We start from the raw sequence: 14381 nt of genomic DNA, 5'->3' as shown, positions 1-14381 counted from the left end.
AAATAGTGAGCCAAGGATAAGGGTGTAGGTATGGTCAAGCTAATTTTACTGGGCTTATTGGCAGGCGCATTTTTTAGCTCAACGTTTGTTTTAAACGAAGTTATGAGTGCAGCTGGTGGGCATTGGTTTTGGTCAGCCAGCTTACGCTATGTTTTTATGTGGCTGATTCTCACGGTTATTATTGGCATACAACATGGCTTTGGTCGTATCAAAGCACTGACGACTATCTTTCGTGAGCATTGGGGCTTTTGGTGTGTGACCGGCAGTATTGGCTTCGGTATATTTTATACAGGTATCTGCTACGCAGCCGACCATGTTGCTGGCTGGGTTGTCGCTGCGACTTTTATGTTTACCGTGGTCACAAGTCTGCTCGTGTTACTGGCATTTGGTCAACGTTTTGATAAAAAGTTTATTATATATGCGCTATTGGTGTTTATCGGCGTGGTGCTGGTCAATGTCAGTGAAGGGCTACATGCTGCCTCGTTATTAGACAGCCAAGCAGCGCCCATGAAGGACATGATAATTTATGGGGCATTGCCTGCGCTTGTGGCAGCCTTTAGCTATCCCATCGGTAACCAACTGGTTTGGCAGGTGTCTCATAACGCTCGCAAACATACCGATGCGCTGCGTAAGGTCGAAGAAAACAGTCTATTGCAAAATGATTTCGATGCTCAGAACCCAGCACTCATTACAGAAGCGCCCATCTTATCAACTGATATGGATAACACGGCAGATGTAGTCGGTAACGGCAGTATTGATAATTCCAGCCAAACCTCGCCCCTACAGAATCTCATCGCGCGCATACCTGCTATCCAGACAACCTTACTACAAAATGCGTTTAACAAAGTATGGCTAATGACACTTGGCAGTTTGCCATTTTGGTTGGTTTTAGGCATTATAGTGCGTCCTGATTTACCCGAAACCACACAGCTGTTCAATACGTTACTCGTCGCTCTGCTGGCTGGCGTTGGTGCAACCAGTATATTTTTGTATGCGCGAGAAAAAGCTGTCACCTCAAGTGAAGTCGCTGGGGTTGATGCAACGCAAGCCAGTGAGGTCATATTTGCCTTGATTGGCGGTATATTGTTACTCAATAACGAGATACCTTCTACGCTGGGGCTGGTTGGCATTGGCTTAATTATGTTGGGATTGGTATTATTTGCCAAAGATGGTTGAGACCAAAATATTACTATGATTACTAATTTTATTTTTCCTGATATTCTGCTGTATTTGCTTGATATGATTGGCGTCATTGCTTGTGCTATCGCAGGCACCTTGCTCGCCCAGCATAAAGGCTTTGATATCGCTGGCTGCATTTTAGTTTCGATGGTCAATGCTATTGGCGGTGGTACGCTACGTGATATGGCGCTAGATCGTCATCCGTTATTTTGGATGACCGACCTCAATTATGTGATCGTCATTACAATGACATCTCTTATTTTACAAATATTTTTTCATCTATATCATAAGATTGATAATGCGCTGAAGTTATTTGACGCTATTGGCTTGGCAGCCTTTAGTGTCATTGGTTTTAAGATAGCATTGACCCAAGATATGTCGCCTGTAATCGCCATTATGATGGGCGTTTGGACCGCCATTATCGGTGGTATGTTGCGCGATATTATTTGTAATGAAATACCGCTGGTACTCCAACGCGAGATTTATATCTCTGCCAGTATTGCCGGTTCGGTCACTTATCTGCTGCTTGACAGTTTAGGTGTGAATGCTGGATTGAATGAATTTATTATGCTTGGTGTTATCTTTGCCATACGGATGTTAGCATTGCGCTTTGATTGGCACTTGCCTTCTATTCGCTTGGTCCAATAAGACCAATTATATGGCTCAAAAATTAAGCGCTCTTGACTGATTTATAATGACTATACAATCATCATAAAAACTTACTGAGAATTGCGCATGCTGGCTATCGCCTTGGATCCTACAGTCCTGATTACCACTTTTGACCCGCGCTCTTTGATATATTTACTTGATATGATCGGTATTATCGCCTGTAGTATTTCGGGTACAATACTGGCCAAGCATAAGAACTTCGACGTGTTTGGCTGCCTACTGGTGTCAATAGTGACGGCTATCGGTGGTGGCACTGTTCGTGATGTGATTTTGGATCGTCATCCATTATTTTGGATGGTGGATATGAGCTACCTGACCGTCATTACCTTTTGTTCATTAGCGACGCAAATATTTTTTCACCCCAACTCTAAACGCGTCGATAAATTTCTTAAGCTCTCAGATACCATTGGATTGTCAGCCTTTACCTTAATTGGTATAAAGGTTGCCGATGATATGGGTACAAACGTTGCGGTGGCATTATTGCTCGGCGTCATTACCATTATAGTGGGCGGTATCATTCGCGATATGATTTGTAATGAAATTCCGCTGGTATTGCAGCAAGAGATTTATATCAGCGCCGCGCTAACTGGCGGTATTCTCTACTTTGCCCTACATAATCTGGGTGTGACCGATTGGGTGACTGATATCGCTACTATGAGTACGATTTTTACCTTGCGCATGTTAGCGATACGCTATGACTGGAAATTTCCGACACTTGAGTGGAAGTACTAAAAGCACTTACTGCTATATAAATATAAAAAGCACTTAATACTTCAAACGTTTGATTCCTTAGGTTTTTTCTACCACCGCTAAGTCTTTTATCATCAGCTGCAAGCTTTGTTTGCCATTCCACTCATTGATGTCCAATTGAAATAACACATGTACTTGTTCAGCGCGGTAATCCCAAACGCTACTATCAAAGTTAAAATAAATCGCCTCAATCGGATACTGTACATCAGGATAACGCAAGGAAAGCTTGAGATGCTTGTCTTTTAACACCTTAAAACTCAGCACTTCAAATACGCCATCAAATATCGGCGGCGCAAAGCCATGACCCCAAATACTGGCATCAGCCAGATGCTCAGCAAACCATAAGCTAAAGTCACTGGCCTGCAAAGACCCATCACTGAATTTTTGCTCTGCAAATACCTCATCATCCATCTGTGCCATGATGTCATCAAAAGCTGCCTCAAACGCCTCGAAATTACGGCGCTTAAGCGTCAAACCTGCTGCCATCGCATGTCCACCAAAGTGGCTAATTAGGTCAGGATAACGCTCAGCGACTTGCTCAATCGCATCACGGATGTGCACGCCAGCGATGGAGCGTGCTGATCCTTTGATGGCATCATCGTCATCAGTCTGCTGCGTATCTGCTGGCGCAAAGACAATGCTAGGCAAATAATGACTTTCCTTTAAACGCCCAGCGACGATACCGATCACGCCTTGATGCCAGTCGTCTTTGTATAAAACAATACTGCGCTTATGATCGCTCGTAGCTTTTTTTTCAGAATCATCTTGGACAATTATTTCATTGCTTTCCTCTATATCAGCATCGGTATCATCAGAAGCCAATGCCTGAACAATGCTATCCGCTTGTGCTCGCATCTCGCCTTCTACCTGACGACGATTACGATTTAGTTGCTCAAGCTCCTGCGCTAAACGCTGCGCGGTGCTCCAATCCTCAGTCAATAAACACTCGATACCGATACGCATATTATCCATACGTCCAGCGGCATTAATACGCGGGCCTAAGACAAAACCAAAATCCTGTGCGTGTAATTGCTTGGGGTCACGACCTGCTTGCTCTAGTAAAGCTAAAATACCTAAGCAACAACGACCTTGGCGAATAGCGGCTAACCCATGATGCACCAATATACGATTGTTTTTATCGAGCACACCCACATCTGCAATCGTGCCAAGCGCCACCAAATCCAAATACTGACTCACTTGTACAGTAGACTTGCCAGCCTCACGACGCAATTTTGCCAATCGTCCGAGCACATAAAAGGCCACGCCCACCCCTACCAGCGCCTTACTGGTAAAGTCGCAATCGAGCTGATTGGGATTGACCACGGCCTCAGCAGGTGGCGTCTCTTTGGTAGTCAAATGATGATCAGTAATAATGACGGTAATACCATCGGCCTGCGCACGCGCCACACCTTCATGGCTTGAGATACCATTGTCTACCGTCACTATCATATCAGGCTGATAGGTCTTTATACCCAACTCGACAATCTCTGGCGTCAAACCATAGCCGTACTTAAAACGATCCGGTACGAGAAAATCAACCACGGCACCCATCTTTGTGAGCGCGCGCATCATTAGCGCCGTACTGGTCGCGCCATCACAGTCAAAGTCGCCAACAATTAAAATGCGTTGCCCTTCATCGATAGCAACGTCTAGCAGACGTACCGCTTCTGTGACACCGTGCAGCATCTCAGCAGGCAATAGACTAGACAATCCGGTATCAAGTTCAGCAGGCTCCGTGATACCGCGGCCTGCGTAAAGGCGAGCAAGCGTTAGTGATTGTGCAGCAAGTGGTTGCAGTGCATGAGGTAACTCGTCGATGCGAGTATTGTTATAACGGGGGGTTAAATTTAGCATGTGCGTATTCTACTGGCTTTATTAGAGGCTCACAATGATAATTTTGACGCTTTGGATTGCCTTTCATAGCGTTACGTAAATGATATTTTGGCAATCATGACAAATAAAGCGTCAAATATACGGTTAGATAGCCTTATATTTACAAAAACGGTGCATAGTCATAGTAATTTTCTGCATTTTGCTACAAAGCAATAATGGTAAGCTGCTTATAAACCCCTAAAATAGGGACTATCTGTAATATTTGTAATTTTAATTAATTTTATAAGGAATCTCTATGAAAACCACGCCACTCGCTGAAAAACTACCAAACACCATTGATCCAAATTTAGATCTTGAAAAAGTTAAAAAAGAATGTCAACAAATGGTAAAAAAGCGCGCTAGAGTATCAGCTGGTGTGGCCATTGTGCCAGTGCCATTTTTTGACGTTGCCGTTGATGCTGGTATGCTCACTCAGCTTATGCCTGAAATCAGTGAACGTTTTGGTTTGATTGAAGATCGTAAATCAGCGATTGACTTGCAATCACGTGAAGTACATTGGAATGCGCTTAAAGATCGTACCGTAGATTTCGCTGGTCTAATGGCAACACGCGGTATCGTTAAAAAAACCATCCAAGGCTTCGGTGGTCGTATTGCCGCCAAACAAGTGACGAAATTTATTCCGTTAGGTGGTCAACTGGTTGCAGCGACGATGGGTTACACCATCTTCAAAAAGATCGCAAACGACCATATCAATGACTGCTATAAACTGGCCAAAGACATTCAACAAAAACAACATGGCAAAAATGTCTAAAACAGTCAGATAGCCTCAAATAAATTTAACCAGCTCAGACAATATGTCTCGGCTGGTTTTTTATAATTAGCAGACTACATTACTACTCTTTTTGAGATAAATTAATTATCACACTAGCGCTCTCAAAACCGCGCTCGATATGTACTTGCCCTGACCAGTCGTTCGATAAGCTCATCACCTCGCCAAATACAATTTGCGATTGTTGATCCATTTTTAATAACGTCCTAAGCGGTTTATGCTGAGCAGTCACTGGAATCAAAGCTTGTAAGATATCTGCCAAAACTGGCAAGTTATGTCCTTTGCTAGGCTGAATAACAAAGCTTACGCTTTTGGCATCACAGCCATCCAGCTCGGCAGATACTTGCATATCGTTTATCTGCAACTTCTCTTCAATCACCTGTGTATACTCATGAATATCGATAGTAGCGATGCGCTGCACACCACGATTGGTAGTAAATATCTGCTTATTCGTTTCTTCTGATAATCGACAGTTATCTCGATAATGAGTGCTTATAGGAAGTCCTTTTATCCAATTGATATCAAATTCTATAGTTGGCTCTATCAGCTCGCCATTGTCATAAGCCTCAGGATGTGAGCGATAGTTAGGCACGGCTGCATAATGTATGCGAGTACCATCTACTTCGTATTCGACAATATGCTCACTAAACGGCGCGTACAGTAGCACTTCGTGATCGTTAATCACGCGATTATTCTTATCTAATAGCAGATAGTGCACCGCACTATTGGTCGTCACACTGCCACCTAAGGGACCAGAAGATTCAATTTCTAATACCACATCTTCAATCCCATCACGATTGAAATCCTGCCTTATCAAAGGCAGCAGGCGCAGACTATAATTCATGCTTTGCTCAGTGCCATCAGCATCGTCATATTTGTCAGAGCAGTGGTATTCAAGGTCAGGACTTGCCTTATTTATCTTATTTACGTGAGGGTCTGGCTCCGGAAACGAACAATGCTGCTCTACCAAATCAACAACCAATGACTTTGGCAATGTAATCTCAGCGGCATGAGCAAACGAGACCACGCTGATAGAGAGCGTGCATAATAAAGATAGGCGTAATAACATAAGATCACCAGCAGCAGCCAATTATTCTTAATAATACTCAAAATTCTATGTTGAGAGATAGTAATTAACGGTTTTGATCATGTAATAAATACTTATAAAACCGTGTAAGACAGACGTAAGGTCATAGTTGATGATGTCATTGATAGATTTTACTGATAATATACGACTCGCTTGCAGAAAACACATTTCGATCAGTGAGTATCAACTTCTATTAAATGCAAATGTTTAAACCAATAAAGACCAAGGACTAACCTATGAAAAAAATCTTAATCTCGACGGCCATGCTCGCTACTTTCGCACTAGCTGGATGCACGACGACTGACGGTATGAACACCAATGCTAGCAATGCGATTGGCACAGCAAACAATATCGGTATGAATGTTTTCAAATCAGCAATAGATAACCAGTGCCGTAGTCAGATTGAGAAACAAAGTGCTTGGCGTATTGCTAGTGTTGCGATGACTGAAACGCAACAAGAAGCGGTAAAAAGTAATGTTTGTGGCTGTGTCAGTGAACAAGCACCGCAGCAAGTGACTATCGTTGAATTGGGCAATGCCGCCATAGATTCACAGTATCGCACGCAATTGGTAACGAAAGTCGTCGCTAAATCTCTACAGAGCTGCTATGCAAGTTTCACCAAATAAATGTTCTAATACGCATCATTAAGTAACATTTAGCATTCACTTACCAAGAAATTCAGAAATAAAAACGGGACGCTATATATGACGTCCCGTTTTTATTTTTGAATTTTTATTTCTGAGTTTTTATTATAATCATCCTTATGAGCCAGCAGGAGGTTTGGACGCTAAAGATACGGTAGAAGGTAATATTTTATTCCGGCGAAAATACTTCGAAGAGCCTTCGATAATCTTGTCCACTTCTTTGATTAAATCATGGATGACATCATCATAAATACCATGATATAGCTCGTTTTCAAATGAGGTAAATGGATGCTTACGTGCTGCTGAGCCTACTTCTGTTATACCCTGTTTGGTATAAAAAATATCAACTCGACCATCACTATTTAACACACAATTCAATAGTCCGTCTTCTAAATCCATCGCAACGCGCTCAGGCATAAAAATATAGCTATCTACATCCATAAGCTTCTTTTCTACTTCTCTTTTAAAAAATGATTTGACATCAAACATAGATCCATCCTTCACTTAAATACTTGTAAAATACGTTAACACGCCTGACTTTATAAATATTGTCCAGCATTTATCCATCTGCTTTTTAGGTCGTGCTTTATTCATTTATCTTACAAGATATATTGGCATCTTTTAAGGTGCGATATGTAAAACTGCGTTTGATGTTGGTAAAAATAAGGCGAGCTAACTACTTGCTAACTCGCCTTCCTCTCTTACGATATATTTTACTTACTAAATCAAATGCGCTTTTAACTCAAGTACCTTATCACGAGTCTTGGCGGCATCCTCAAACTTCAAGTCACGCGACATCTGCTGCATTTGCTTCTCAAGGCGTTTAATTTCTTTAGCCAATAAATCAGGACTGCGCAAGATGCTGATATCGACATCAGGCAGATTACTCTTGATCGGAATGACTTGATTGTCATTGGCATTCTGATCTTCGCCCGTATCGATTTTATCCGTGATACTACGACGTGCACCTGTTGGTATAATATTGTGCTCAAGGTTAAAGGCGACTTGTTTTTCACGGCGGCGATCGGTCTCGTCTATTGCCTTTTGCATACTATTGGTGATGCGATCAGCATAAAGAATCGCTTTACCATTAATATGACGTGCTGCACGACCAATAGTCTGAATCAGTGCGCGCTCAGAACGCAAAAAGCCTTCTTTATCCGCATCAAATATCGCCACTAATGACACCTCGGGCATATCCAAGCCTTCACGCAATAAATTGATACCGACCAAGACATCATGTACGCCAGTACGTAGTTCATGGATAATTTGCGTACGCTCTACCGTGTCGATATCGGAGTGCAAGTACGCCACTTTTACATCATATTCTTTGAGATAGCTGGTCAAATCTTCTGACATGCGTTTGGTCAGAGTCGTGATTAGTACACGTTCATCTTTTTCGCGGCGTTTGGTAATCTCCGACAGCACATCATCGACCTGCGTCAACACAGGTCTTATCTCAATCTCAGGATCAATCAAACCGGTTGGACGCACGACTTGCTCAACCACTTGCTCGCTATGTTCTAGCTCATACAGTGCTGGCGTGGCGCTAACGTAAATGGTTTTGGGTTTAATGCGTTCCCACTCTTCAAACTTCATCGGACGATTATTCATCGCACTTGGCAGACGGAAACCATAATTAACCAAGTTCTCTTTACGCGATCTATCGCCTTTATACATCGCACCAATCTGCGAAACGGTCACATGCGACTCATCAAGGAATAACAATGCATCCTCTGGAATATAATCAAACAAGGTCGGCGGCGCTTCTCCTGATGGACGACCAGACAGATGCTGTGAATAGTTTTCGATACCGTTACAATAGCCAAGTTGCTGAATCATCTCAAGATCATACTGAGTACGTTCTTTGAGACGTTGCGCTTCAACCAATTTATTATTGTCACGGAAATACTCCAAACGTGGCTCAAGCTCAGCGCGAATGGTATGACTGGCCGCTTCCAGCTTATTGCGCGGCGTCACATAATGCGATTTTGGATAAATGGTAATACGCGGCACGCTACGTACGGTTTTTCCCGTTAATGGATCAAACCATGTGATTTTTTCTACTTCATTGTCAAATAGATGCACACGAACCGCCAACTGCTCAGACTCAGCAGGATAAATATCGAGTAGCTCACCACGCAGGCGATAAGTACCACGACCAAAATCTAGCTCATTGCGTGTGTATTGCATCTCAACCAAACGTTTAATCGTCGCAGTACGATCTATTTTGTCACCAACGACGATATGCAGCAACATTTTTAGATAACTTTCTGGATCACCCAAACCATAAATACACGATACCGAAGCAACAATAATCGCATCACGACGCTCAAGAAGTGCGCGCGTGGCTGATAAGCGCATTTGGTCAATATGGTCGTTAATGGCGCTGTCTTTTTCGATAAAAGTATCACTGGCAGCCACATAAGCTTCCGGCTGATAATAATCGTAATAGCTGACAAAATACTCAACGGCGTTATTCGGAAAAAACGATTTAAACTCGCCATAAAGCTGGGCGGCAAGGGTCTTGTTATGCGCCATAATAATCGTCGGACGTTGGGTCTCGGAGATGACTTTAGCCATCGTATAAGTCTTACCAGAACCCGTGACGCCTAATAACAACTGTTCATCCATACCAGAATTGATACCGTTAACCAGCTTTTTAATCGCTTGCGGCTGATCGCCCGCTGGCTCAAACTCGGTGACCATCTCAAAGGCACGACTCGATATTTGCGTCCCAGACGCATTGACACCACTGATTTCAGCTTCGCCTTGGAGCTGAGTGGCTAATTGATTTAACTGACGCGATGAGCGCGGTTCAGGCATACGCATAATGGTTTTCTTCCTAGTATTTATAAAATATTATAAGAGGTTAGGTTTATAACAATATGGGGATAAATAGTAATTTTTAAAGCGTATTTATTTTGCTAAAGACATACATAAAGATGCAAATTTACGCAATAAAAATCTTACTGAATCAGGTATATTCAGCTTATATCTAATTAAGGAAATATTTATGAAAGGCCATTGTTTGTGCGGTAATGTCACTATTGAGTTAGAAGATATCAATACCTTTGAGGCCTGCCATTGCGGTATGTGTCGACGCTGGAGTAGCGGCGCACTGATGGCCGTTCATAGCCTTTCTAAGCCGACTATTCAAGGCGAGGATTCGATGACAGTCTATCCTTCATCTAGCTGGGCAGAGCGTGCTTTTTGTAGTCAATGCGGCACCAATCTATATTATCATCAGCTAAAATCTGAGACGTACGTTTTGTCACTTGGACTGTTCCAAGATCATCCTGACTTTACCTTTGAGAGCCAGATCTTTATTGATAAAAAGCCTGATTATTATGAATTTGCCAATGATACGGTCAACTTAACCCAGCAACAGCTTTTTGATAAGTTTGCCGTTAAAGGCATCACCACGGCGAAAGACACAACTACTGAATAGTCGCTATAGTCGATCCACTATAAAATCAATACAGTGCCCCCTAAGATAAATTTTGCGCCGCCTCTGTCTGCACAGGCACAGCTAGCAAGAAAAATTTATCTTAGGAGTACATGATAATAGTTGTACTCTTTTTATTTAAGATTGACTATATTTACATATTGCTATTTACACAACTAAGCAGTGATTAGCAATGATTATGGTTTGAAGTTACAAAGATTTTCACGATTAACAAAGTCATTACACGACCACTCAATAAAGCCTAACGCTTGGGGGTTCCAACATTCGTTATAGCTGCTATTATTGTTCTTGAAATAACGATTCAAAGCTAAGAGCGATACTGATGTGTTTTTCATCAAAAACTTGTCGAATAGAAAAGCTGATAGACAGTGAAATTAACATGTATCAAATGATTCTTAGATAAATTTCTAATAAAACAAATATTCATTCAATAAAAAATTCAAATAATGGAGCAAAATATGAGAGAACGTTACGCAAGTGGAATATCAGACGATACTGCCAAAAAAATGGTAGATCTATTGAATGCGAACCTAGCCAATGTTATCGATTTAACATTAGATGGCAAACAGTGCCATTGGAATCTACAAGGTACTGGTTTTATCGGTGTACACCAGTTATTAGATGATACCGCAGATCGTATTCGCGAAGTATCAGACACCATCGCTGAACGTATTGTCATTTTAGGTGGTCAGCCAAATGGTTTAGCCAGTCGTGTTGCAAAAGACTCTATACTAAATGACTATCCAACTGATATTACTGAAGTTGATCAACACGTTCGTGAAATCACTGATCGCTACAAAAAAGTGGCCGAAACGCTACGTAAAGCAATCGATACTGCTGGTGACGCAGGCGATGAAGATACCGCTGATCTATTAACCGAAGCCAGCCGTATTATAGATAAAGATGCATGGTTCATCGGTGCCAATGCGCCAAAGAAATAAATAATTTAAAATAAGCAGTTTATAGTTTTGACTGATTAACGTTAATATTGATTAATTTCATTACTATCGATAAATTAAAAAAAAAGGTCACTCTATTGGGTGACCTTTTTTTGTGCGGGATTTTTTATAGGATTGTTTTTGCAAGATTGTTATAACTATTCCATTGTAATCAGTACTGTCATGAGTAGCACTACTGCTTGATTATAACGCTACCACTACTTGTCAGTTTTGATGGCTTTAATATCTGCTGCCATGCGCGGCATGATGTTCTGCATTTTTTTCATAGTCGACTCTATGACGATAGGCATAATTTTCGCCATGTAATCTTTCATCATTGCAGGCTGTTTATCGATGATACTTTGACCAATCTGACTGCTATAAAAAGCGATCTGCGCATCCACTTCTTTTTGGCTAAAGTGTTGTTTAGCAGACTGCACATAAACATCAATTATCTGTTTATTGAGACTCTCACTATTCTCTTTGTCCGTCATCTCTTTGCTATATTTGAGTATGATCTCATTAAAACGCTTTCGCTGAGCAGTATTCAGTTCATTATCAGGCATGGATGCCAGCATGGTTTGCATGATTTGCTCTGTCACCTCACTATCGCTAGACATATCATTCATTGTCTCTACGACCTTAGTGACCTTGATCAATTTAAGTAAAGACGCATCCGTCGGAACCGCTGCGTGTGCAGCTAGAGTTGGCAAAGCCGTTACAGTCATAGCGCTCAGGCTCAATGAGATAGCAAATGCAGAACTCTTTATTAATGATTTCATGTAATTATTACCTAGTTATAAATAGTTATTAAGGATCAGCCTAATTGGCTATTATCTAAAATCAAAGTTTCCGCATTAGGCACTGACAATGTCAAGATTGCTTCTTGAAATAAGGGATTACTACGAAATTGATTTTCAATTGTTTCGAATTTATGAGCAATGTCCTCTTCTTTTTGATTGCCTGCAATATCCACTGCTGCCACCATAAATATCTTTTTGGGCCCAACCCACTCTAAATGTAAGTACGACACACTATCAATATCTGCATGACCAATGAGCTCACCCAGCACATATTGATGCATTCTATCTGAGACTTTATAGCCAACCAAAAAGTCGCGATTACGACTGATTAAAAATATCGCCACCACACCAAGCAATAATCCAACGATGATAGACCCTAATGCATCCCAAAATGGCTGCCCAGTATAGGCATGCATACCCATCGCCGCCGCCGCAATCACCAAACCAATGACAGCAGCCAAATCTTCAAAAAACACACCGCGTAACGTCGGGTTTGAAGTATCAATGACATAGCCAAGCGCGCTGACATTAATCTTTTCACCATGCTTTTTGCTTTGCAGATACGCTTGCGCCAACGAAAACCCTTCGAGCACAAAAGCGACAGCCAATATAATAAAACCGATGGTGTAATTGGTTTCAGTTTCAGGTGCATTCCATTCGGTAATGCCCGTATAAATAGAGACAATAGCCCCTGCCATAAAAACACCAAAAGCGGCAATCATCGACCAAACATACGACTCTTTGCCATAGCCGAGCGGATGGCTCTCATCAGCAGGTTTGACCGCCTTTTTTTCTGCGACAATTAATAATGTGCCATTGCCCGCATCTGCCCAAGAATGCGCTGACTCGGCAATCATAGAGGCAGAACCTGTCATAACAGCTGCCACTGTTTTTGCAATTGCAATAATAAGATTGGCGCCAACGGCGATCAATACCGTCTTTAATGATCCAGAATGCTGCTCATCGTTATTGGGCGCAAGGTTGGAGACAGGACTGGAATCCTCATCAATAATCTCATCATTAATGAGCTTGCCAGCACCGCGAGTACGGCGACTGCGTCCAACTGACGGACTATTAGCAGGACTATGTGAATTGGTTTCGGAGGGCTTCAAACTCATGATAGTCTCAATAAAATAATAAATGTTTAATTATGCACAATGTGGCTATTCAAAACACAATATGATTATTCAAAAACAGGCACGACGTAAAGGGTGAGCCAGATACAGACTTGCTATTTAGGGCGTGTCCTAATCACTGATTACTGTACTACTCAGCATAGTTTTCATGATTGCTAGATAACTCTCCGACCATCTTTTCAAGATCACAGCTTGGGCGATGTGAGCTGTTCATACGTAGGTTTTTGCGCTCTAACCCTGCATCAAAACGACATTGCTGCATGGGATTCTTGATATCGAGCGGAGGAACAGGTGTCGGTTTGCCTTTGTCATCGATAGCAACCATCGTAAAGTAGCAGCTATTGGTATGACGAACCGTACGTGCACGCACATCTTCTGCTTCAACACGAATACCGATCTCCATCGAGGTTCTACCGACGTAATTGATACTTGCCGCAAAGGTGACCAACTCACCCACATAGATAGGCTCTCGAAACATGACTTGGTCGACGGACAGTGTCACCACATAATTACCACTATAGCGGCTGGCACAGGCATAAGCGACTTGATCCAGCATTTTAAGCAGGTCACCACCATGCACATTGCCAATAAAATTTGCCATGTCGGGGGTCATCAGCACTGACATATACAGCTCATGGTTTAATGGCGCTTTTTTGGCAGTTGACGTGGTATTGTATTGCGGCATAACGTTCCTTACGGTTTTCTAAATTTATTGGTTTTGAGTGACTTAGCAGGTTTTGATAATATACGCTAAGTAATTTTTTATAAACATAACCATTCACATAGTCTATTATAAGTAGTTCCATTATAGCAGTCTATTTTGGGTGGTTGATAAATAGGATTGAATGTTACGAATAGCTGGTTCCCTTGGGGTATACCTCAGCGGAACCAGTGAAACTGACTTCTAACATCCAACGTCATAAACTCTGTTGTGGGAACATGATAGATGCGCTATACAGGCATCGAACTGAGCTATGCTGAAGAAACCGTAGAGATAAACTTGGTAAACTAAGCATATTCACAGGAGTTTACCATGACCAAGAA

The 14381-nt window shown here is 42.0% G+C and carries 14 protein-coding genes; 7 read left to right on the top strand and 7 right to left on the bottom strand.

Translation table 11 applies throughout. The annotated features are described in order from the left end of the window. The first annotated feature begins 30 nt into the window (after positions 1–30). From JMX48_RS04170 to JMX48_RS04160, 3 genes are all read left to right on the top strand, one after another. Positions 31–1176: a multidrug resistance efflux transporter family protein gene (locus JMX48_RS04170; protein WP_201534708.1), complete on the top strand. Its 1146-nt coding sequence runs from the start codon at positions 31–33 to the stop codon at positions 1174–1176. Positions 1177–1191: 15 nt separating this feature from the next. Then, positions 1192–1827, top strand: coding sequence for a trimeric intracellular cation channel family protein (locus tag JMX48_RS04165; protein ID WP_201534705.1), 636 nt, complete (start codon positions 1192–1194; stop codon positions 1825–1827). A gap of 87 nt (positions 1828–1914) precedes the next feature. Further along, positions 1915–2580, top strand: coding sequence for a trimeric intracellular cation channel family protein (locus tag JMX48_RS04160; RefSeq protein ID WP_201534702.1), 666 nt, complete (start codon positions 1915–1917; stop codon positions 2578–2580). 57 nt (positions 2581–2637) lie between these two features. On the opposite strand, the gene recJ is transcribed toward JMX48_RS04160, so the two are convergent. Next, a complete protein-coding gene (gene recJ, locus JMX48_RS04155) occupies positions 2638–4452 on the bottom strand; it encodes a single-stranded-DNA-specific exonuclease RecJ (RefSeq protein WP_201534699.1) in 1815 nt (604 codons plus the stop codon). Positions 4453–4726: 274 nt separating this feature from the next. Between recJ and JMX48_RS04150 the strand changes: the two genes are divergently transcribed. Continuing rightward, entirely contained in the window at positions 4727–5242 is a 516-nt protein-coding gene (locus JMX48_RS04150; RefSeq protein ID WP_201534697.1) for a hypothetical protein, read from the top strand. Between the two features lie 82 nt (positions 5243–5324). On the opposite strand, the gene JMX48_RS04145 is transcribed toward JMX48_RS04150, so the two are convergent. Then, positions 5325–6329, bottom strand: a complete 1005-nt coding sequence (locus JMX48_RS04145) for a hypothetical protein (RefSeq protein WP_201534695.1) — start codon at positions 6327–6329, stop codon at positions 5325–5327. Positions 6330–6583: 254 nt separating this feature from the next. Here JMX48_RS04145 and JMX48_RS04140 point away from each other — a divergent pair, with 254 nt between their 5' ends. Further along, positions 6584–6973, top strand: a complete 390-nt coding sequence (locus JMX48_RS04140) for a hypothetical protein (protein WP_201534693.1) — start codon at positions 6584–6586, stop codon at positions 6971–6973. Positions 6974–7108: 135 nt separating this feature from the next. On the opposite strand, the gene JMX48_RS04135 is transcribed toward JMX48_RS04140, so the two are convergent. Both JMX48_RS04135 and uvrB read right to left on the bottom strand, forming a co-directional pair. Further along, positions 7109–7480: a hypothetical protein gene (locus JMX48_RS04135; RefSeq protein ID WP_201534691.1), complete on the bottom strand. Its 372-nt coding sequence runs from the start codon at positions 7478–7480 to the stop codon at positions 7109–7111. Between the two features lie 231 nt (positions 7481–7711). Further along, positions 7712–9823, bottom strand: a complete 2112-nt coding sequence (uvrB, locus tag JMX48_RS04130; protein ID WP_201534689.1) for an excinuclease ABC subunit UvrB — start codon at positions 9821–9823, stop codon at positions 7712–7714. A 184-nt stretch (positions 9824–10007) separates the two neighbouring features. Between uvrB and JMX48_RS04125 the strand changes: the two genes are divergently transcribed. Together JMX48_RS04125 and dps are read left to right on the top strand one after the other, a co-directional pair. Continuing rightward, on the top strand, positions 10008–10442 hold the full coding sequence (locus tag JMX48_RS04125; RefSeq protein WP_201534687.1) for a GFA family protein: 435 nt from the start codon (positions 10008–10010) through the stop codon (positions 10440–10442). 476 nt (positions 10443–10918) lie between these two features. Then, positions 10919–11401 (top strand): DNA starvation/stationary phase protection protein Dps, encoded by a 483-nt coding sequence (gene dps / locus JMX48_RS04120; protein ID WP_201534684.1) that lies wholly within the window; start codon positions 10919–10921, stop codon positions 11399–11401. Between the two features lie 215 nt (positions 11402–11616). On the opposite strand, the gene JMX48_RS04115 is transcribed toward dps, so the two are convergent. From JMX48_RS04115 to JMX48_RS04105, 3 genes are all read right to left on the bottom strand, one after another. Continuing rightward, positions 11617–12180 (bottom strand): DUF2059 domain-containing protein, encoded by a 564-nt coding sequence (locus JMX48_RS04115; protein ID WP_201534682.1) that lies wholly within the window; start codon positions 12178–12180, stop codon positions 11617–11619. 35 nt (positions 12181–12215) lie between these two features. Next, the gene (locus JMX48_RS04110; RefSeq protein WP_201534679.1) at positions 12216–13319 is read right to left on the bottom strand and encodes a cation diffusion facilitator family transporter; all 1104 of its coding nucleotides are present in this window, start codon (positions 13317–13319) and stop codon (positions 12216–12218) included. Between the two features lie 148 nt (positions 13320–13467). Next, positions 13468–14022 carry an acyl-CoA thioesterase gene (locus JMX48_RS04105; RefSeq protein ID WP_201534676.1) on the bottom strand — a complete coding sequence of 185 codons (555 nt, stop codon included), beginning with the start codon at positions 14020–14022 and terminating at the stop codon, positions 13468–13470. Positions 14023–14381 lie beyond the last annotated feature (359 nt).

The sequence above is a fragment of the Psychrobacter immobilis genome, assembly GCF_904846225.1.
GTDB lineage: Bacteria > Pseudomonadota > Gammaproteobacteria > Pseudomonadales > Moraxellaceae > Psychrobacter > Psychrobacter immobilis_F.
Note: the sequence above shows the minus strand (reverse complement) of the source record. Positions and strands in the feature narration are given on the sequence as shown.

Coding starts and splice junctions, on each gene's coding strand:
- JMX48_RS04170 (WP_201534708.1), top strand. CDS start 31: ATGGTCAAGCTAATTTTACTGGGCTTATTGGCAGGCGCATTTTTTAGC.
- JMX48_RS04165 (WP_201534705.1), top strand. CDS start 1,192: ATGATTACTAATTTTATTTTTCCTGATATTCTGCTGTATTTGCTTGAT.
- JMX48_RS04160 (WP_201534702.1), top strand. CDS start 1,915: ATGCTGGCTATCGCCTTGGATCCTACAGTCCTGATTACCACTTTTGAC.
- recJ (WP_201534699.1), bottom strand. CDS start 4,452: ATGCTAAATTTAACCCCCCGTTATAACAATACTCGCATCGACGAGTTA.
- JMX48_RS04150 (WP_201534697.1), top strand. CDS start 4,727: ATGAAAACCACGCCACTCGCTGAAAAACTACCAAACACCATTGATCCA.
- JMX48_RS04145 (WP_201534695.1), bottom strand. CDS start 6,329: ATGTTATTACGCCTATCTTTATTATGCACGCTCTCTATCAGCGTGGTC.
- JMX48_RS04140 (WP_201534693.1), top strand. CDS start 6,584: ATGAAAAAAATCTTAATCTCGACGGCCATGCTCGCTACTTTCGCACTA.
- JMX48_RS04135 (WP_201534691.1), bottom strand. CDS start 7,480: ATGTTTGATGTCAAATCATTTTTTAAAAGAGAAGTAGAAAAGAAGCTT.
- uvrB (WP_201534689.1), bottom strand. CDS start 9,823: ATGCGTATGCCTGAACCGCGCTCATCGCGTCAGTTAAATCAATTAGCC.
- JMX48_RS04125 (WP_201534687.1), top strand. CDS start 10,008: ATGAAAGGCCATTGTTTGTGCGGTAATGTCACTATTGAGTTAGAAGAT.
- dps (WP_201534684.1), top strand. CDS start 10,919: ATGAGAGAACGTTACGCAAGTGGAATATCAGACGATACTGCCAAAAAA.
- JMX48_RS04115 (WP_201534682.1), bottom strand. CDS start 12,180: ATGAAATCATTAATAAAGAGTTCTGCATTTGCTATCTCATTGAGCCTG.
- JMX48_RS04110 (WP_201534679.1), bottom strand. CDS start 13,319: ATGAGTTTGAAGCCCTCCGAAACCAATTCACATAGTCCTGCTAATAGT.
- JMX48_RS04105 (WP_201534676.1), bottom strand. CDS start 14,022: ATGCCGCAATACAATACCACGTCAACTGCCAAAAAAGCGCCATTAAAC.